Below are 17,731 nucleotides of genomic sequence, written 5' to 3'. Positions count from 1 at the left end.
GAACGTAGGCTGTACTAATGACTGTCCAATGGAGTCCCGACGGGCATCTCGATCTGGAGAGCCCGGTGATGATCGTGGCCTTCGAGGGCTGGAACGACGCCGCGGACGTGGCGACCGGCACCATCGAACACCTCGCCCTGAACTGGGAGGCCCGCCAGATCGCCGAGGTCGGCGGTGACGAGTTCTTCGACTACCTGGACCAGCGGCCCGTCGTCCGGATCTCGGGTGGGGTGTCCCGCTCGGTCGAGTGGCCCCGGGTGGTGGTGTCGGCGTGTCGACCGGACGGGTTCGCCGCGGACGTGTTGTTGGTGCGGGGGCCCGAGCCGGCCCTGAAGTGGCGCCGGTTCGCCTCGGAGTTCGTCGACCTGGTCGACACCCTCGGGGTGTCCCAGGTGATCCTGCTGGGGGCCTACCTCGCCGACGTGCCGCACACCCGTCCGGTCCCGCTCACCGGCGCGGCGTTCAGCCGGCAGCGGATGGCGACGATGGGCGTCGAACCGTCGGACTACGAGGGGCCCACCGGGATGTCCGGGGTGCTCCAACAACTCCTCACGGAGGCGGGGGTGCCCACGCTGAGCGTGTTCGCGGGGGTCCCCCACTACGTGGCCTCGCCGCCGAACCCCCGCGGTACCGAGGCGATGCTGTCCTGGATCGCGGAGAACCTGGGCATGGCGGTGCCGATGGACGCGCTGCGCGTGCAGGCGCGGACGTGGGCCGACCGTGTCGACGCCGCCGCGGGCGAGGATGAGGACCTCCGCGACTACATCCAGTCCCTCGAGGACCGGATGGACGAGGACTCCGGGGTGACCCCGGGGGTCGACCCGGAGCCCGACCGCGGCCGCGCGTCGGGTGGGGAGGCCATGCCGCTGGTCGACGGCGATGCGATCGCGGCCGAGTTCGAGCGCTTCCTACGGGGCGAGCGGGACGAGCCCGACGCCGGGTGACCCGCGGCCGGCCGGGTCGCGGCACGCGCGTCCCGCAGGCAGGCGTGTGCCGCCGGCCAGGCGGCCCCGCCGGTCAGCAGGTCAGCCGGCCCGGCCGGTCAGGCGGCGGTCGACGGGATGCCGAGAAGAGCGTCCAGGGCGGTCGCGACCGCGACACCGGCGCCCGGGTCCGCCTCGTCACCGCCCAGCGTCGCCTCCGCCCACGCGTCGATCACGGCCAACGCGCCGGGCGTGTCCAGGTCGTCCGCGAGGCGCTCGCGCAGAGCCGTGATCGCGGCCGCCGAGTCCGCACCGGCGCCGCGGGCGACGGCCCGGTTCCACGTGTCGTACCGGAGACGGGCGGCCTCGAGGAGCTCCCCGGACCAGGACCGGTCCACGCGGTAGTGCCCGGCGAACAGGCCGAGCCTGATGAGCGCCGGGTCGACGCCCTCCTCCCGCAGCGCCTGCACGCGCACCAGGTTGCCGAGCGACTTGCTCATCTTCACGCCGTCGAGCCCGATCATCGCGGCGTGGACGTAGAAACGGGCGAAGGGCGCCTCCCCCGTGGCCGCCTCGGCGTGGGCGGCGGAGAACTCGTGGTGGGGGAAGGCCAGGTCGCTGCCGCCACCCTGGATGTCGAACTCCATCCCCAGGCGGTTGCGGGCGATCGCGGAGCACTCGATGTGCCACCCGGGTCGGCCCGCCCCCCAGGGGGAGGGCCAGGACGGTTCGCCGGGACGATTGACACGCCACAGCAGCGCATCCAGCGGGTGTTCCTTGCCGGTTCGGTCAGGGTCGCCACCGCGCTCGGCGAAGGCGACGGCCATCTCGTCGTCGTCGTAGCCCGACTCGTACCCGAACTCCTCGGTCGCGCGGTGGCGGTAGTAGACGTCGGAGTAGCCGTCGACGGCGGGGTCGATGCAGTAGGCGTGACCACGCTCGAGGAGCTCGGCCACCATCTCCACGACCTCGTCGATGGTCTCGGTGGCCGCGACGTAGTCACGCGGCGGGAGGACCCGGAGCGCCTCCATGTCCCCGCGGAACCGATCGGTCTCGCGGTCCCCCAGCTCCTGCCAGTCGACGCCGTCTCGCTCTGCCCGCTCGAACAGCGGGTCGTCGACATCGGTGGTGTTCTGGACGTAGTGAACCTCGTGCCCGGCGTCGAGCAGCTGACGGTAGACGAGGTCGAACGTGAGATAGGTGGCCGCGTGACCGAGATGGGTGGTGTCGTACGGGGTGATCCCGCAGACGTACATGCGTGCGACGGGCCCCGGCGCCACCTCGCGGGCCTCCCCGCCGGCCGTGTCGAACAACCTCAGGGGGGCGCCGTCGCCGGGGACCGAGGGGACGACAGGCGTGGACCACGAGTGCATGCGGCCGAGTCTAGAGACCACGCGGTCAGAAGAGCGGCCAGGGTAAGGGGTAGCCGGGGCCGGGAACGGGGAACACCCGCGTCGCCAGGAGGGCGTCGACGCGATCGGTGAGAGCCTCGACCTCGGCGGAGGAGAGCAGGTCGGACAGGGCCGCGCCGAGGGTGCCGCCCTCTGCCAGGTCGCGCCGGAGACGCTCCAACCCCGCCACGTCGTCGGCGGTGAGGGGTTGACCCGCCCACCCCCACAGGACGGTGCGCACCTTGGGCTCGGTGTGGAAGGACAGGCCGTGGTCGATCGCCCAGACGACCCCCGCGGCGTCGACGAGGACGTGTCCGCCCTTGCGGTCGGCGTTGTTGACCACGTGGTCGAACACCGCGATCCGGCGCAGCCGGTCGTCGGTGCCGTGGGCGACCACCACGTCCTCTCCCCGCGCGCCCTCCCCCCGAAGCACGACTGCCCGACCGCCCGGGACGGCGTCGGCGGGGTGGACGTCGATCGGGTCGTGCCCGGAGCGTTGCTCGCGATCGACCTCCTCGATCCAGCGCTGGGCCATCCCCGGCCCTCCCGGGCCGTGCGCGGACACGGTCTGTGGCACGAGGTCCCAGCCCAACGCCTCGGAGACCGCGTGTGCGGCGATCTCCCGCGCGGCGAGGCTGCCGTCGGGGAAGTCCATCAGCGGCCGCTCGCCCGCCGACGGTTTGTAGACCCAGCTGTCCCCGTGGGCGTCCACACAGTGGTAGACCGCGTTGCTGCCGGACGGGATCCGGTACAGCACGGTGAGTTCGGGGCTGACCGGGCGGTCGGTCACGGGTCGATGAGGTCGGTGAGCGTCTCACCGGACCGCGGGAGATAACCGTTGAGGCGGACGCACAGGTGACCGGTGGTGTCGATCGGTTCGCCGCACAGCGGGCACGGGGCACGCCCGGCGGAGACGACCTTCTCGCTGCGGAGCACGAACTGCCGGGCGCGCTGTGGGGTGAGGAAGACACGCAGCGCGTCCGGCGCGTCCTCGGCGTCCGACAGCACCACCGACTCGTCTGTGGCGGACGGGTCCATCGCCAACAACTCCACCACGATCTTGGAGTGCTCCCCGTCCCAGCCGAGCCCCATGGTGCCCACCTGGAACTCGGCGTCGACCGGCATCTCGAGCGGGTCGAGATCATCCACGACGCCGCCGGCGGGCGGGATCGGGACGTCGGACTTGTCGGCGATCTCGTCGAGCAGGTCGCCCATCCTCTCGGACAGGATCTGGGCCTGCTGCTTCTCGCACCGCACTGATATGGTCCGGCCCGCCTCGGTGGCCTGGACGAAGAAGACGCGCTCGCCCGGCTGACCGACCGTGCCCACCACGAACCGGGTCGGGTCGCGGAACTCGTGCACTGCCCTGCTCATGCGGGTGGTCTCCTCGTGGGGTGGATGGTGGTGCGGATCATCAGGCTACGTTCCCGCCGGGGACGGCGTCCGAGCTGCCGTGCCCCGCCGTGGCGTCGCCGACCCGGCCGGCCGGGTCCCCGCGGAGACCCGCCAGGTCGCCGCCGGTGTCGTTGACCCGGAGCACGAACGGGCGGTGTGGCGTGTACCGCACCACGGACACCGATGCGGGTTCCACCACGATCCGCTGGAACTGGTCCAGGTGCATCCCGTAGGCGTCCGCGATCACCGCCTTGATGACGTCGCCGTGGCTACACGCCACCCACAGCACGTCGCGATCCGCCTCGTCCGCCAGGCGCTGATCGTGGCGACGGATGGCGGTCACCGCCCGACCGGCCATCCCGGCCAGGGACTCTCCGTCCGGGAAGACCGCCGACGAGGGGTGCTGCTGGACCACCGACCACAGGTGCTCGGAGGCGAGGTCCTTGAGCGGCCGGCCCGTCCACGAGCCGTAGTCGACCTCGACCAGCCCCTCGTCGACCAGCGGCTCCACGCCCAGCGACCGCGCTAGGGGTTCGACCGTCTGACGGCACCGCATGAGGGGCGACCGGACGACCGCCTCGACGGGCAGTTCCCCGAGCCGACGGCCGAGTTCCGCGGCCTGGGCGTGGCCGGTGTCGTCGAGGCCGACCCCCGGTGTACGGCCTGCCAACGTGAGGGCGGTGTTGGCGGTGGATCGGCCGTGCCGGAGCAGGATGACGGTCATACGGGAAGATTACCGACGGCCCGCCGGGTCGGTCACCGGCCGGGCGGCGGCCCCGGTCAGGTCGCGGGGATCGTGCCGGTGCCGAGCAGGATCATCACCAGGGCGCCGAGGAGGATGCGGTACCCGGCGAACCAGGCGAGCGAGTGGTTCTGCACGAACCTCAGAAGCCAGGCGATGGCCGCGTACCCGATGACGAACGCGATCGCCGACCCCACGAGGAGCTGGAATCCGCTCGCCGACTGCCCCACCGACGGTTCGAACGCGTCGGGGAGGCTGAACAGGCCCGAGGCGAGGACTGCGGGGATGGCCAGCAGGAACGAGAACCGCGCCGCGGCCTCGCGCGACATGTTGAGGAACAGGCCGGCGGAGATCGTGCCCCCGGAGCGGCTCACGCCCGGGATGAGCGCCAGACACTGGGCCAGCCCCATGACGATCGCGTCCTTCATCGTCAGACCCTCGAGCGATTTGGCGTCGACGGGGCGGTCCTGCCGGCCGAACCTCTCGGCGAGCAGGAACACGAAGGAGAAGACGATGAGCACGATGGCGGTGATCCAGAGATTCCGCGCGGCGTCACGGATGAAGTCCTTGCCGACGAAACCGATGAGCGCGATCGGAACCGAGCCGACGATGACGAACCACCCCAGGCGGTAATCCGGGTCGGCGCGGTGCGCGGAGTCGAACACGCCCCGGAACCAGGCGACGAGGATGCGCACGATGTCCTTGAAGAAGAACACCAGCACCGCGGCCTCGGTGCCCAGCTGGACCACGGCGGTGAAGGACGCGCCTGCGTCCTCGCCGAAGAACCAGGTGGAGAAGATCCGTAGGTGGCCGGACGACGACACCGGCAGGAACTCGGTGAGGCCCTGGAGCACCGAGAGCACGACGACCTGGAGCCAGGACATCCCTTCCGCGGTGGGCGCGGCGAGGACCGATGTGTTCACGTGCGCTGTTTCCTCTCGGGTTCCGGCGGATCGGACGCGGATCGCGTCACCGCACCCAGCGAGAGTAGTCGCCCGGACCTGGACGGTGCCCGAGCACCCGCGTGGTGGACAATGGCGGGCAGTCGAAAGGAACACCGTGCACCGACGTGTCCTCCACCGTTCCGGCATGCCCGCCGCCCTCCTCGCCCTGGCGATCGCACTGACCGCCTGCTCCTCGCCCACCGCGGAGCTCGAGGAGCAGAACAGAATCGCCCAGGGCAACGCCTCCCCCGCGGAGTCGCCGCAGGTCTCCGACCCCGCCGGGGGTGACGTGATCCCGGTTCCCGGCTCGGTCCGCTCCCTCGTCGCGGTGGGTGACCGGGTCATCGCCCGGGTCGACGACCCGCCGTCGCTGGAGATCGGTCGAATCGACGGCACCCGCTGGGTGGAGGAGGACTCCGTGCCGCTGCCCCCGGGTGCCGGCGATGCCTCGGCCGCGCACGACGGCACGGTGCTGGTCCCCCACTCCGACGGCGTCGTCCTGGTGTCGGCCACCGGGCAGGTCCGTGAGATCACCGGGCTGGGCCCGGTCACCGCGGCCGCGCTGACCACGGACGGTCGACTACTGACCGGCACCCCGGAGGGCGAGATCGTCGTGCGCGACGCCGACGGTGCCGAGCAGCGTCGCATCGGCGGGCTGACCGCCGTGGACCGGATCAGCGTCGCCCGGGACGGCTCGGTGACGGCCCTGAGCCGCCCCGATACCGTCATCGCCAGCATCGACCTCGACTCGGACAACGCCGGGCCGCTCCTGCGTGCCGGCAAGGGGGCGGGTCAGCTCGACGAGTTCGGCGAGCGTTCCGTGGTGGCCAGCGACACGGTCGGCGGGACCCTGCTGGTGTACTCGACCTCGCCCGTCCGGCTGCATCAGCAGTTCCCCGTCGCCGCGGCCCCGTGGGCGGTGGCGGAGGACACGTCCAGAGGACTCGTCTGGGTCACCTCCACGGGGACGAACACCGTCCAGGCGTACGATCTCGGCGACGGCGTCGGTATCCAGCGCGCGGACATCCCGACGGTGCGCCAGCCCGACTCGCTGGCGGTCACCGACTCGGGGACGGTGGTGGTCGGTTCCGCGGATGGGGCGGGCCTGCACCTCATCCGACCGACCCTCACCGAGCCGGCGAGCTGATCGCCCAGAAGACCCACGTCCCGCCCGGGGACGTTCACCGAGGAGGACCGTGTACGCACTGCTCAAGAAGGTGCTGTTCCGCTTTCCCGCGGAGCGGATCCACCACCTGGTGTTCGGCCTGCTCAAGCTCCTGACCCTGGTGCCCCCGCTCGGTGCCGTGGCTCGCCGGATCCTGGGTGTGCGGGACCCCGTGCTCGCCCAGGAGGTGCTCGGTCGTACCTTCCCCGGCCCGCTCGGGTTGGCGGCCGGGTTCGACAAGAACGCCGCCGCCGTGGACTCGTGGGGCGCGATCGGCTTCGGGTTCAGCGAGGTGGGCACCGTGACCGCCTCTCCCCAACCGGGCAATCCCACCCCACGCCTGTTCCGGCTCGTCGAGGACCGGGCGATCCTCAACCGGATGGGGTTCAACAACCACGGGGCCGGTAACGCGGCCAACAACCTCCGTCGGCGCCGCAGCAGTGACCCGGTGGGTATCAACATCGGCAAGACCAAGGTGGTCCCTGCGGAGGACGCGGTCCGCGACTACGTTGCCTCGGCGACGATGCTCACGGGTCTCGCCGACTACCTCGTCGTCAACGTCAGCTCCCCCAACACCCCGGGACTACGGGATCTGCAGGCCGTCGAATCGCTCCGGCCCATCCTCGCGGCGGTGCGGGACGTGGCCACGATCCCCGTCCTGGTGAAGATCGCGCCCGACCTGGACGACGCGGACATCGACGCGGTGACGGACCTCGTGCTGGAACTGGGGCTGGCGGGCATCGTCGCCACCAACACCACCATTTCGCGTGACGGACTGCGGACCCCCGCCGCGGCGGTCGAGGCACTGGGCGCCGGGGGCATCTCCGGCGCGCCGGTCGCCGCCCGGTCGCGGGAGGTCCTCTCGCGGATCCACGGACGCGCAGGCGGCCGCATCGTCATCATCTCCGTCGGTGGCATCGAGACGCCCGAGGACGTCTGGGACCGCATCACCCACGGCGCGAACCTCGTCCAGACCTACACCGGGTTCATCTTCACCGGACCCACGCTCCTGCGCGGCACCAACCGGTTGGTGGCCAAGCGCCTCCGCCAGGGCGGGTTCGGGTCCCTGGCGGAGGCCGTCGGCTCGGCGGTGCGCTGAGCGCTACTGAGCGCTACTGCTCGAAGATCCCCGTCACCGTGCCGCGGGCCAGGCCCTGGCCGAACAGGTTGAACCCGACGAACGCGCACGAGGCGTCGTCACCGAGCTCGATCTCGTCGCCCACCGCGTGGACGGCGAGGATGTAGCGGTGCGGCCCGTGGCCCGCCGGCGGGGCCGCGCCCACGAAGCCCTTGAAGCCGGCGTCGTTGCGGACCACGACCGCGCCCTCGGGGAGGCCCGAGGTGTCGTCGCCCGTGCACGCGCCCTCGGGCAGTGAGGTCACCTCTGCCGGGATGTTGGCCACCGACCAGTGCCAGAAGCCCGACGCGGTGGGGGCGTCCGGGTCGAAGACGGTGACCACGTAGGTCCTCGTACCCTCCGGACCCGCGCTCCAGCTCACCTGTGGCGACCTGTCCTCGCCGCCCTCGACACCCATCTTCCCGCCGAGCTGCGCGGCCGACAGGGTGGCACCCTCGGTGAACGACTCGCTCGTCACCTCGAGGGCCGGTAGATCCGGGAGTGCGGCGTAGGGGTCGGGCACACGGAAGTCGGTCATCGTCATCCTCCTGCGATCGTGGCGGTGTGGAGTGGTCCTCCATCCGGTCACGTCCCTGTCTACCAGCCCTGTCTACCAGCGATGACCCGGCGGTGGGAGCCGCGGCGGGACCCCGATTTGGTCCACGGTTCGGGCATCGGCTAATGTCATTCCTCGCACGACCAAGCCGGACACGAGCCGGTGGAGGTCACCAGTGTGCGAGCGCGAGTGGCGGAATGGCAGACGCGCTAGCTTGAGGTGCTAGTGTCCTATTAACGGACGTGGGGGTTCAAGTCCCCCCTCGCGCACACTGTGTCGAGACAGTAGAAGTGGCCCCGGATCCGTGAGGATCCGGGGCCCACTTGTTTCTGGGTGAGTTTTGCTGGGGAGGTCGCCCGATGGCCCGCACACCCCGCACACCGCCCCCCGCTCAGCAGCAGCTCATCGACCGCCTGCGCGAACTCCTCGTCGATGAGCCGGTGACCCGCGAGGTGTCGATGTTCGGCGGCCACTGCGTCATGGTGTCCGAGAGGATCGCGGTCAGCGCCGGACGGGACGGGTCACTGCTCGTGAGGGTCTCCCCCGACCGGCACGATGAGCTCATGGCCCTGCCCGGCGCGATCCGGGCCGAGATGGGCGCCGGGCGGGACATGGGGCCCGGGTGGATCACCGTGGAGCCGTCGTCGATCGCGACGGACGATCAGCTGGCCGGGTGGCTCGCGCCGGCCCCGGAGTACAACCGTTCGGTCACCGGCGGGACGCCGTGAGGGCGAGCGCCGGCCGACCGGGCGATGCGGCGGGACGGGCCCTGGCAGCTGCCGCCCGCGCCGCAGACCGGGGCCTGGACGCCCTGGGGCTGGCTCCGCCGCCCCTGGACCTGCCGTCGGAGGTCCGCGCCGATCTCGACGGGTTCTTCGCGGGCACGATCGACCCCACGCCGGTCGTGATCCGCCGCGGCCACGTTCCGGGAGTCCCACACCGGCGTGCGTTTGCGCTGCCGGGCCTGATCTATCTCGGCGCCGACCCCGGGATCGTGGTCATGACCGACCCCGGCCCCACGCGGCTACGGGCCACCCCGACCCTGGTGCACGAACTGACCCACATCTGGCAGGGCCGGTACCTCGGCCCGCGCTACGTGGTGCGGGCGTTGAGCGAGCAGATCCGCCTGGGCCGGCGCGCCTACGACTGGCGGGCGGCATTCGCCCGCGGCGCCCACGACGCCCCCGCCGGCCAGGGCCCGGGCGTGCTGCCCGTGGAGGCCCACGCCCAGCTGGTGTCCGAGGCGTACGCCGCGGGCCACGGCTTCGCCCCCACCGCCGTCCTCTCCGGGCGGGACCATCACCTGCGGGCGGTGGAGCACGTGCTCACCGGGTTGCGTGCCGGCGACGTGTCCACCCTGCGGGGGCGGACGGTTTAGGGGCTGACCACCTCGTCGTCGTACCGTATCGGGGTGACCGGCATCGACCCAGACAGTTTCGATCCAGGCGGTATCGACCCGAGCGGTATCGACCCGGGCGACCTCGAGATCTGCCTGCGCGTCCTCGACCAGGCCGCCGCGCTCGGCGAGGACCACCCCGACTCCATCCGGGTGCAGCGGTCGGTCGGCCACATGTTCAAGCTCCTCAAGAAGACGCGCCGCGCCGAGGTGCGTCGCGCTCGCCAGGAGGCGGACAAGGCCGTCATCGAGGCCACCGCGACCGGCTCACCCACCCGGATCGACGACGAGACCGCCGGAATCCGCCTGGTCTCCACCACCCCGGGCGCCGTCGCCGGCCACCTCCAGCGCGCGATGGCGTGCTACGTCTGCAAGCAGCGCTTCACCCAGGTCGACGCCTTCTACCACCAGCTGTGCCCGAGGTGCGCCGCGCTCAACCGGGCCCGGCGGGATCCCGAGATGGACCTGACCGGCCGGCGGGCCCTGCTCACCGGCGGCCGCGCGAAGATCGGCATGTACATCGCCCTGATGCTGCTGCGCGCCGGCGCCGACGTCACCATCACCACCCGCTTCCCCCGCGACGCCGCCCGCCGGTTCGCCTCGATGGACGACCACTCCGAGTGGGCCGACCGCGTGCACCTGATCGGCGTGGACCTGCGCGACCCCGCCCAGGTGGTGGCGCTGGCCGACGAGGTCGCCGCCGGCGGCCCGCTGGACATCCTCATCAACAACGCCGCACAGACCGTGCGCCGCTCCCCCGGGTCGTACTCCGGGCTCGTCGAGGGCGAGTCGGCCGCCCTCACCGGCCGCGCCGCCGACATCCCCGTGGTCACCATGGGCCGCACCTCCGAACTGCACCCGGCCGCGCTCATGGGCGGCGAGTCCGCGCTGATCGGGTCCGAGGAGGCCGAGCGCGAGGCCGACCACATCGCGACCCTGGCGCTGCAGGCCGGCTCGTCCTCGCTGGAGCGGATGGCCGCCGGGACCGCCATCGACGCCGGCGGGCTGCTGCCGGACGTGGTGGACCACAACAGCTGGGTGGCCACGGTCGAGCAGGTCGAGCCGATGGAGATGCTCGAGGTGCAGCTCGCCAACTCGGTCGCCCCGTTCATCCTCGTCTCCCGCCTGCGCCCCGCCATGGCGGCCTCGAAGGCGCGCCGCAAGTACGTCGTCAACGTCTCCGCCATGGAGGGACAGTTCTCGCGCCGCTACAAGGGCGCCGGCCACCCGCACACCAACATGGCCAAGGCGGGCCTCAACATGCTCACGCGCACCTCCGCCGAGGAGATGTTCACCGAACACGGCATCCTCATGACCGCCGTGGACACCGGCTGGATCACCGACGAGCGCCCGCACACCACCAAGGTCCGGCTGCACGAGGAGGGCTTCCACGCGCCCCTGGACCTCGTCGACGGCGCCGCCCGCGTGGTGGACCCGATCGTCCGCGGCGAGGCCGGCGAGGACCTCTACGGCTGCTTCCTCAAGGACTTCGAGCCCAGCCCGTGGTGAACGTCGACCCCGCCGTGAACGTCGACGCCGCCCGCCGGATCCTCGCCGACGAGCTGCTGCCCACGATCCGCGCCGCGGTGGCCGATCTAAGCGGCGACGGGCCCGACACGCTGGTGCACTCGCGGCCCACCGACGAGGGTTCCGAGTGGCCCACCAACTCCGCCGCCGCGCTCGTCCACCACCTGTGCGGGGTGCTCGCCTCCTGGGGCGCGGCCTGCCTGGGTGGTGAGGACATCGTCCGGGATCGTGACGCCGAGTTCGCCTTCACCGGACCGGTGGGGCCGGAGCTCGACCGGCTTGGCGCCCTGATCGACCGACTTCCCGGGTGGGTCACCGCGGCGGTCGGACGGGGCGATCTGGCCACTCCCGCCGGGACCACGGTCGACGTCGACGCCGCGCGCCGGGCGGGGACCTTCACCCCGGAGTGGGTCGTAGGCCACATCCTGCACGAGGTCGCCGCCCACACCGGCCAGCTGCAGGTGACCCGCGACGTCCTGCTCTCCCGGGGCCGCTCGCGGTGAGCCGCACCCCGGTGCTGCTCGACTGCGACCCGGGCATCGACGACGCCCTGGCGATCGCCTACCTGGTGGCCGAGCACCGCGCCGGGCGGACCGACCTGACCGGCGTGGTGTGCACGGCCGGCAACGCCGGGTCGGAGGACACGGTCGCCAACGCGTGTGCGTGGCTGGACCTCGCGGGCGCGCCGGGGCTCCCGGTGGCCGCCGGCGCGCCCGGCCCGATCGCCGTGCCCCACGTGCTCACCCCCGAGACGCACGGCCCCCGCGGGGCCGGGTACGCGGAATTGACGACGACGAGGGCGACGACGACGAGGCCGGTCGATCCCCGCGACGGTGCGCGACTCTGGGTGGACGCGGCGCGCGCCCATCCCGGTGAGCTGGTGGGGATCGTGACCGGTCCCTCGTCCACGCTGGCCCATGCCCTGGCACTCGACCCCGCACTCCCCCGGTTGCTGGGCGGGCTGGTGGTGATGGGCGGGACGTTCCGTGGGCATCCGGGCAACACCACGCCGGTCAGCAAATGGAACGTCGACGTGGACCCCGAGGCCGCCGACCGCGTGTGCCGGACGTGGGAGGACGCGCGCACCGCCGATCCCGCGGTGCCGACCCCGCTGTGGTGCGGGTTGAACCTCACCGAACGCGCGGTATGGACCCCCGAGCGGTCGGAGTGGCTCCTCGAGGCCACGGATTCCCCGCTGGCGCGGCGGCTGACCGAGGCCCTGCGGTTCTACTTCGAGTTCCACGACTCCGTCGGGGAGGGATACCTGGCGCAGGTCCACGACCCGTTCGTCGCGTGGATGGCCCTGCACCCGGAGGCGGTGGTGGCCGCGCCGGCGAACGTACGGGTCGAGTGCTCGGGCGAGCACACTCGCGGCATGACGGTGGCGGACGTCCGCGGGCACCGGCGCCGGGTGGACAACGCCCGCATCGCGACCGACGTGCTGGTGCCGGGCGGGCCGGACGCGGTCCTGGACGAGATCTGCGCGGCGATCGTCTCGGTGGCGGGCCGGCCCGGCTAGTTGTCCGGCCGCGTGAAGTTCCGGGTCGGCGGTGCCGGGTCGGGAACGCACTCGGCGGTGGCGTGCCCGCGCAGCGAGGTCGCGCACGCCACGCCGGCCGCGGCGCCGGTGCCCACGGCGATCGGCACGAGCTGCAGGCCGGTCACGATGTCGCCGGCGGCGTACACGCCGTCGACGCTGGTCAGCTGCATCGCGTTCACGGTGAGACCGCCCTCGTCGTCCAGCTCGCAGCCCAGGGACGTCGCGAGCTCGTTCGTCGGGTGGTGCGCGTAGGAGAAGAACACCTTCGACCCCGCGATCACCCTCCCGTCCGCGAGCCGCACCCCCTCCAGCTGGCCGGGGGCGCCGACGAGCTCCCAGGCGACCCCGTCGATCACCTCGATGTCGTGCTCCGCGCAGGCGGCCCGCTGATCGTCGTCGAAGGCCGGGTCGGAGTCGCTCTCGGTGACGATGACCACCTCCGACGCCCAGTCCAGCAATTCGGACGCGTAGGCGGGCACATGCGCGCCCACGCCGAGCACGATGATCCGCCGGCCGGCGGCGGTGAGGCCGTCGCAGGCGGGACAGTGGTGCACGTCGACCCCGTAGTGGTCGTCGATCCCCGCGAGGTCGGGTAGCCGGTCGCGCACGCCGGTAGCGAGGATGATCCGCCTGGCGGTGACCGTGACGGGGTTCTCGTCACCACCATCCGTTGTGGCGCCGGGTGCGATTCGGGCGACGAACCGGTCGTCGGATCTCCTGACCAGGTCGGTGACGACTCCACCGAGTCGTCGGACGGTCGGGTACTCGCAAAGACCCTCGTCGACGTCGGCGTAGAACTCGGCGGGTGTGGTGGGGCCGGTGCCGAGCATGCCGTGGATCCGCTGCGCCGCGAGATTGCGCTGGCACCCGGCGTCGACGAGCAGGGTGGAGCGCTGATACCGGCCGACCCAGGTGGCGGCCGACAGGCCCGCCGGGCCCCCGCCGATCACCAGGACGTCCACGGCCTCCGGCGGGTGGTCGTCCACGGCGTCGGACCCGGGGTCGGTGGGGGCGTCGGTCATGGCTCTCCGATCGGGAAACGGGTGATGCCACCCTACGAAAACCGGTGCCGACCGACCACCGGCCCGCCCCCGGAGTGATCGGACCCGGAGGCGCGGGCGGTCGATGGACGGAACTAGAACCGGTGTTAGGCTTCTCCGGATGTTCCGGGCGGCCTCTGGGCCCTCCCGGGCACCGCCGTCATCCCACCTCACCGCCCCGGGAGAGTCCATGAGGTCTGTCGCCACCGCCCTGATCGTCGTCGCGGGCGGGGCGGTCGTCGCCGGGGTCTCCGCACGTCGCGCAGCGGTGGCCTCCGGCGAGGCCGAGCCTGCGGTGGTCACCGTCCGGAACGCCGTGGCCACCGCGCGGGAGACCGTGCGTAGGCGGATCCGGCAACGCGCCGAGGTGACCGTACCGGCGGCAGGCCCCGGTGCGGCGTCCTTCGAGGGTGCGGGCCACGCGACGGCCACCCGTTCGGGATACCCGGCGGGCAGGGACGCGACTTCGGCCGGCTCGGCGCCACGCCGACTCGCCGGGGCCCGGGGATTCGTCCCCGCCCTCGAGGGGATCCGTGGCCTCGCGGCCGTCGGGGTGCTGACCACCCACGTCGCCTTCGTCACCCGCGCGTCCACCGGGTCACCCGTCAAACGGCTGTTCGGGCGACTCGACCTGGCGGTCGCCGTCTTCTTCGCCAAATCCGGGTTCCTGCTGTGGCGAGCCCACGCCGCCCACGCGCGCAGGGACGAGCCGGGAACCGCCCGGCCGACCCGCGAGTACCTCCGCTCGCGTCTCGTGCGGATCCTGCCGTCGTACGCGGTGCTGGTCGCCGCCGCGATGCTGCTGCTCGAGCAGAACCACGTCAACGGCCCGGATTCCTGGATCGCCAACCTGACCCTCACGCAGATCTACACGTCGAACTTCCTCGTCGCCGGGCTGACGCACGCGTGGTCGCTGGCCGTGGAGATGGCGTACTACCTCGCCTTCCCGCTGCTGTGGACCGCGATGAAGGACCTGCGCGGCGACTCCGCCCGGTGGCGTATCCCGGCGATCGCCGCGTTCGGTGCCTCGGGTCTCGTGTTCCCGATGCTCCCGTGGCACGCCCTCGGCATCCTGCCGGCCGACGTCAACGTCCAGATCCTCCCGCCGTCGTTCGCCGCCTGGTTCGCCGCGGGGATGCTGCTGGCCGAGGTCGTCACCGCGCCCCCCGGCACGCTCGCTCGGATGTGTCGCGATCGACTCGCGAGGTGGGGGTGGTGGCTCGCCGGCGGCGCTGCCCTGGTCGCCACCACCGTTCCCGGATGGTTCTCCGAGGGATTCGTCCACCCGGGCCCCGTCGAGTTCGCGGCCCGGACCGGTCTGGCGGGCACGATGGCGTTCCTCGTCCTGGCCCCGGTGGTCCTCGCCCCGGAGGGCACGCGGTTCCCGGTCCTGGAGTCCGCGCCGTTGCAGAAGGTCGGCACCTGGTCGTACGGAATCTTCCTGTGGCATCAGCTCGTCCTGCACGCCGCGTTCCCCCTCACCCGCACGCGGCTATGGGACCAGCGGATGGGGGTCATCTGGCCCGTCACCGTGGCCGGCTCGCTGGCCGCGGGCGCAGCGAGCCACCGGTTCATCGAGGAACCGGCACGAAAGCTGCTCTCCCCGCACGCCTGAATTCGGCGCCGAGTTCTCGTAGGGTGAGCGCACAACCGCGGACACGCGCACGCTCACGACGAAGGAGAACAGCTATGGGTTACATCGGCGGCGGAGTGGTCCTCGTGGTGCTCGGCGCGATACTCATGTACGCGGTCGAGATCAGCATTCCGGGTATCGACTCGAACACCCTCGCGGTGATCCTGATGGTGGCCGGTGTGGTGCTCTTCGTGATCGGTCTGCTGTTCGCGATGCGCTCGCGGAGCCGTCGGGTGCCGGACGAACGGTACTGAACCGGAGCGTCGGCGGGCTCGGAGTCGGCATCTGTCGTCTCCCCCGTCGCCTCCTGTCTGACTCCATTCGCGTCCGCGTCGTTCACAGACGAGCTGTCGCGTGTGGGTGAGCATGCCGGCGTGTGCATCCGACCCTGACGGCTGTGAGCCTCGTGTGCCCGCGAGAGTGTAGTCGCGCGGCCTCTGAGACAGCCGCGGGCGACATCTCCTGCGCGGATGCCCCGGGAGCGGAATCAGCGAGCGCGGAGATTCATTCCGCGGACCTGCCGATCTTCGGGCGCCCGTTCGTCATGAAGGTGTCGGCGCACTTCACCGCGGCCGGCATCCACCAGTCACAGTCAGGAGATCGACATGAAGTACGTGCTTCTACTCTTCGGCACCATCGACGACGTCCGGTGCGGGGAGGCCGGGCCGGAGGGGGCCGTCGAGGGGCCCGGACCGGAGGCGTTCATGGCGTTCGATGCCGAACTCGAGGCCGCGGGGGTCCTCGCCGGCGGTTTTGCCCTGCACGACCCGGAGACCGCGGTCAGTCTCGCGGCCCCCGCCGGTGGCGGCGACATCGTCATCACCTCGGGTCCGTTCGCGGAGAGCCGCGAGTTCGTCGGGGGCACGATCATCATCGACGTGCCCGACATCGACGCGGCGCTCGCGTGGGCGCGGCGATGCCCGGGAGTGCATGGTGGCCGGGTCGAGGTCCGGGCCATCGCAGAGTACTGACGGACGCCGGGCACCGGTGACCGAGGGACCAGGAGACGCCGTGGGCACCGAGCGCGGGGCGCCCGGTGACCGCCGACCCGGGGAGTGCGAGAGCGCGGCCCCGGGTCTGGCGGTTCGCGACGTGCTCGGCGCGCTGCGCCGGGAGGACCGCTCGCGACTGCTCGCGGCTCTCGTGGCGCGGTTCGGAGACCTCGACCTCGCGGAGGACGCGACGCAGGACGCCTTCGCGGCCGCGCTGGAGAAGTGGCCGGTCACCGGTGTGCCGGACAAGCCCCTGGCCTGGCTCATGACCACCGCGGCGCGGAAGGCGATCGACCGACTCCGGCGACAGCGGGCTCTGACGGAGCGGTTGGCCCGGCTGCACGTCGAGCAGGAACACCGGGTGGCCCGTGCGGTGGAGGTCTCGCCCGCGGATCCGGACGAAATCCCGGATGAGCGTCTCGAGCTGTTCTTCGCCTGCTGCCACCCCACCCTGAGGGTCGAGGAGCAGGTCGTGCTCACGCTCCGGTACCTGGCGGGGCTGACCACCCCCGAGATCGCCCAGGCGTTCCTGGTGCCGGTGCCCACGATGCAGCAGCGGCTGGTCCGGGCCAAGAGGCGGATGCGGGTCACCCGGATCCCGGTGCGGGTACCCGGGAGCGCGGAGCTTCCCGACCGGCTCTCGGCCGTTCTCACCGTGATCTACCTCGTCTTCTCCGAGGGGTATGCCGCGACGGAGGGGGCGAGTCACCTGAGGACGGATCTGACGCAGGAGGCGATCCGGCTGGCCCGCATCGTCCACAGGTTGATGCCCACGCAGTCGGAGGTCACCGGGTTGCTGGCGTTGATGGTGCTGATCGAGGCACGGGCGTCCGCACGGACCGGTCGCGACGGGATGCCCGTTCCCCTGCCGGACCAGGACCGCCGCACGTGGGACCGTCTTCTGCTCGAGGAAGGCCTGTCGCTCGCAGAGCAGGCTGCCGCGGGCGGCCCGGGCCCGTACTCCGTTCAAGCCGCCATCGCCGCCGTGCACGCCGAGACCCCTGACTTCGCGTCGACGGACTGGCGGCAGATCGTGGCTCTCTACGATGTGCTCGTGATCCTCGCTCCCGGCCCGGTGGTCCGGATGGCGCGGGCGGTGGCCATCGGGCGACGAGACGGGCCGGAGGTGGGGATCGCCCACCTGGACGAGTTGTCCGCGGACCCGGCGCTCGCCGAGCACCACCCGTTCCACGAGGCGAGGGCGGTCACCCTGGAGTTGCTCGGGCGTCCGGAGGAGGCGCGCCGGGCGTGGGTCCGCGCCCATGCACTCGCCCGCAACGACGCCGAGCGTGACTACCTCCTGAGCGCTGGTGGGACGCCTGAAGGACGTCGGGCGTGCCCGCACATCCCTCCTTCCCCCACCCGGCCCC

18 protein-coding genes, 1 tRNA gene and 1 pseudogene are annotated in these 17,731 nt (G+C 72.0%); 13 read left to right on the top strand and 7 right to left on the bottom strand.

Annotated features, from left to right (window positions below):
• Positions 1 to 17 precede the first annotated feature (17 nt).
• The gene (locus Q2K20_RS08525; RefSeq protein WP_067714429.1) at positions 18 to 944 is read left to right on the top strand and encodes a PAC2 family protein; all 927 of its coding nucleotides are present in this window, start codon (positions 18 to 20) and stop codon (positions 942 to 944) included.
• Between the two features lie 98 nt (positions 945 to 1,042).
• Here the strand turns inward: Q2K20_RS08525 and mshC are convergent, their stop codons facing one another.
• Genes mshC through Q2K20_RS08500 form a run of 5 tightly spaced genes read right to left on the bottom strand, consistent with a single transcriptional unit; the run spans position 1,043 to position 5,335 of the window.
• Entirely contained in the window at positions 1,043 to 2,296 is a 1,254-nt protein-coding gene (mshC, locus tag Q2K20_RS08520) for a cysteine--1-D-myo-inosityl 2-amino-2-deoxy-alpha-D-glucopyranoside ligase (RefSeq protein ID WP_067714426.1), read from the bottom strand.
• A gap of 25 nt (positions 2,297 to 2,321) precedes the next feature.
• Entirely contained in the window at positions 2,322 to 3,104 is a 783-nt protein-coding gene (locus tag Q2K20_RS08515; protein WP_067714424.1) for an SCO1664 family protein, read from the bottom strand.
• A complete protein-coding gene (locus tag Q2K20_RS08510) occupies positions 3,101 to 3,688 on the bottom strand; it encodes a DUF3090 domain-containing protein (RefSeq protein ID WP_067714421.1) in 588 nt (195 codons plus the stop codon). The genes Q2K20_RS08515 and Q2K20_RS08510 overlap by 4 nt, the downstream gene beginning before the upstream one ends.
• A 40-nt stretch (positions 3,689 to 3,728) precedes the next feature.
• Complete coding sequence (locus Q2K20_RS08505; RefSeq protein WP_163375768.1) at positions 3,729 to 4,433, bottom strand: histidine phosphatase family protein; 705 nt, start codon at positions 4,431 to 4,433, stop codon at positions 3,729 to 3,731.
• Positions 4,434 to 4,489: 56 nt separating this feature from the next.
• Positions 4,490 to 5,335 carry an undecaprenyl-diphosphate phosphatase gene (locus Q2K20_RS08500; RefSeq protein WP_216637642.1) on the bottom strand — a complete coding sequence of 282 codons (846 nt, stop codon included), beginning with the start codon at positions 5,333 to 5,335 and terminating at the stop codon, positions 4,490 to 4,492.
• Positions 5,336 to 5,540: 205 nt separating this feature from the next.
• Here Q2K20_RS08500 and Q2K20_RS08495 point away from each other — a divergent pair, with 205 nt between their 5' ends.
• Entirely contained in the window at positions 5,541 to 6,542 is a 1,002-nt protein-coding gene (locus Q2K20_RS08495) for a hypothetical protein (protein ID WP_067714412.1), read from the top strand.
• Positions 6,543 to 6,591: 49 nt separating this feature from the next.
• Positions 6,592 to 7,659, top strand: a complete 1,068-nt coding sequence (locus Q2K20_RS08490) for a quinone-dependent dihydroorotate dehydrogenase (protein ID WP_096905474.1) — start codon at positions 6,592 to 6,594, stop codon at positions 7,657 to 7,659.
• A 13-nt stretch (positions 7,660 to 7,672) separates the two neighbouring features.
• Here Q2K20_RS08490 and Q2K20_RS08485 read toward each other — a convergent pair whose 3' ends face one another.
• On the bottom strand, positions 7,673 to 8,215 hold the full coding sequence (locus Q2K20_RS08485; RefSeq protein WP_067714407.1) for a YbhB/YbcL family Raf kinase inhibitor-like protein: 543 nt from the start codon (positions 8,213 to 8,215) through the stop codon (positions 7,673 to 7,675).
• Positions 8,216 to 8,416: 201 nt separating this feature from the next.
• On the opposite strand from Q2K20_RS08485, the gene Q2K20_RS08480 reads away from it, so the two are divergent.
• From Q2K20_RS08480 to Q2K20_RS08455, 6 genes are all read left to right on the top strand, one after another.
• Positions 8,417 to 8,502: transfer RNA gene (locus Q2K20_RS08480), tRNA-Leu, on the top strand.
• 90 nt (positions 8,503 to 8,592) lie between these two features.
• Positions 8,593 to 8,961 (top strand): TfoX/Sxy family protein, encoded by a 369-nt coding sequence (locus tag Q2K20_RS08475; protein ID WP_119191686.1) that lies wholly within the window; start codon positions 8,593 to 8,595, stop codon positions 8,959 to 8,961.
• On the top strand, positions 8,958 to 9,611 hold the full coding sequence (locus Q2K20_RS08470; RefSeq protein ID WP_120283236.1) for a hypothetical protein: 654 nt from the start codon (positions 8,958 to 8,960) through the stop codon (positions 9,609 to 9,611). The genes Q2K20_RS08475 and Q2K20_RS08470 overlap by 4 nt, the downstream gene beginning before the upstream one ends.
• 33 nt (positions 9,612 to 9,644) lie before the next feature.
• On the top strand, positions 9,645 to 11,138 hold the full coding sequence (locus Q2K20_RS08465; protein ID WP_410494187.1) for an SDR family NAD(P)-dependent oxidoreductase: 1,494 nt from the start codon (positions 9,645 to 9,647) through the stop codon (positions 11,136 to 11,138).
• On the top strand, positions 11,132 to 11,659 hold the full coding sequence (locus Q2K20_RS08460) for a DUF664 domain-containing protein (protein ID WP_269503992.1): 528 nt from the start codon (positions 11,132 to 11,134) through the stop codon (positions 11,657 to 11,659). Before Q2K20_RS08465 ends, Q2K20_RS08460 begins: the two co-directional genes overlap by 7 nt.
• Positions 11,656 to 12,675 (top strand): nucleoside hydrolase, encoded by a 1,020-nt coding sequence (locus tag Q2K20_RS08455; protein ID WP_317176768.1) that lies wholly within the window; start codon positions 11,656 to 11,658, stop codon positions 12,673 to 12,675. Before Q2K20_RS08460 ends, Q2K20_RS08455 begins: the two co-directional genes overlap by 4 nt.
• Here the strand turns inward: Q2K20_RS08455 and Q2K20_RS08450 are convergent.
• Positions 12,672 to 13,718: an NAD(P)/FAD-dependent oxidoreductase gene (locus tag Q2K20_RS08450; RefSeq protein WP_317176767.1), complete on the bottom strand. Its 1,047-nt coding sequence runs from the start codon at positions 13,716 to 13,718 to the stop codon at positions 12,672 to 12,674. The two genes, Q2K20_RS08455 and Q2K20_RS08450, sit on opposite strands and share 4 nt — an antisense overlap.
• A 208-nt stretch (positions 13,719 to 13,926) precedes the next feature.
• Here Q2K20_RS08450 and Q2K20_RS08445 point away from each other — a divergent pair, with 208 nt between their 5' ends.
• The 4 genes and pseudogenes from Q2K20_RS08445 (at position 13,927) to Q2K20_RS08430 (ending at position 17,684) form a co-directional block, all read left to right on the top strand.
• Positions 13,927 to 15,351, top strand: coding sequence for an acyltransferase family protein (locus tag Q2K20_RS08445; RefSeq protein WP_301162135.1), 1,425 nt, complete (start codon positions 13,927 to 13,929; stop codon positions 15,349 to 15,351).
• 74 nt (positions 15,352 to 15,425) lie between these two features.
• Complete coding sequence (locus Q2K20_RS08440) at positions 15,426 to 15,623, top strand: hypothetical protein (protein ID WP_067714393.1); 198 nt, start codon at positions 15,426 to 15,428, stop codon at positions 15,621 to 15,623.
• Positions 15,624 to 15,974: 351 nt separating this feature from the next.
• On the top strand, positions 15,975 to 16,340 hold the full coding sequence (locus Q2K20_RS08435; RefSeq protein ID WP_269503999.1) for a YciI family protein: 366 nt from the start codon (positions 15,975 to 15,977) through the stop codon (positions 16,338 to 16,340).
• A gap of 106 nt (positions 16,341 to 16,446) precedes the next feature.
• A pseudogene (locus Q2K20_RS08430) lies at positions 16,447 to 17,684 on the top strand (RNA polymerase sigma factor).
• Positions 17,685 to 17,731 lie beyond the last annotated feature (47 nt).

It is taken from the genome of Dietzia sp. IN118 (assembly GCF_032905965.1).
Lineage (GTDB): Bacteria > Actinomycetota > Actinomycetes > Mycobacteriales > Mycobacteriaceae > Dietzia > Dietzia kunjamensis.
The sequence above is the reverse complement of the archived record's forward strand: the minus strand, read 5'-3'. Positions and strand labels throughout refer to the sequence as shown.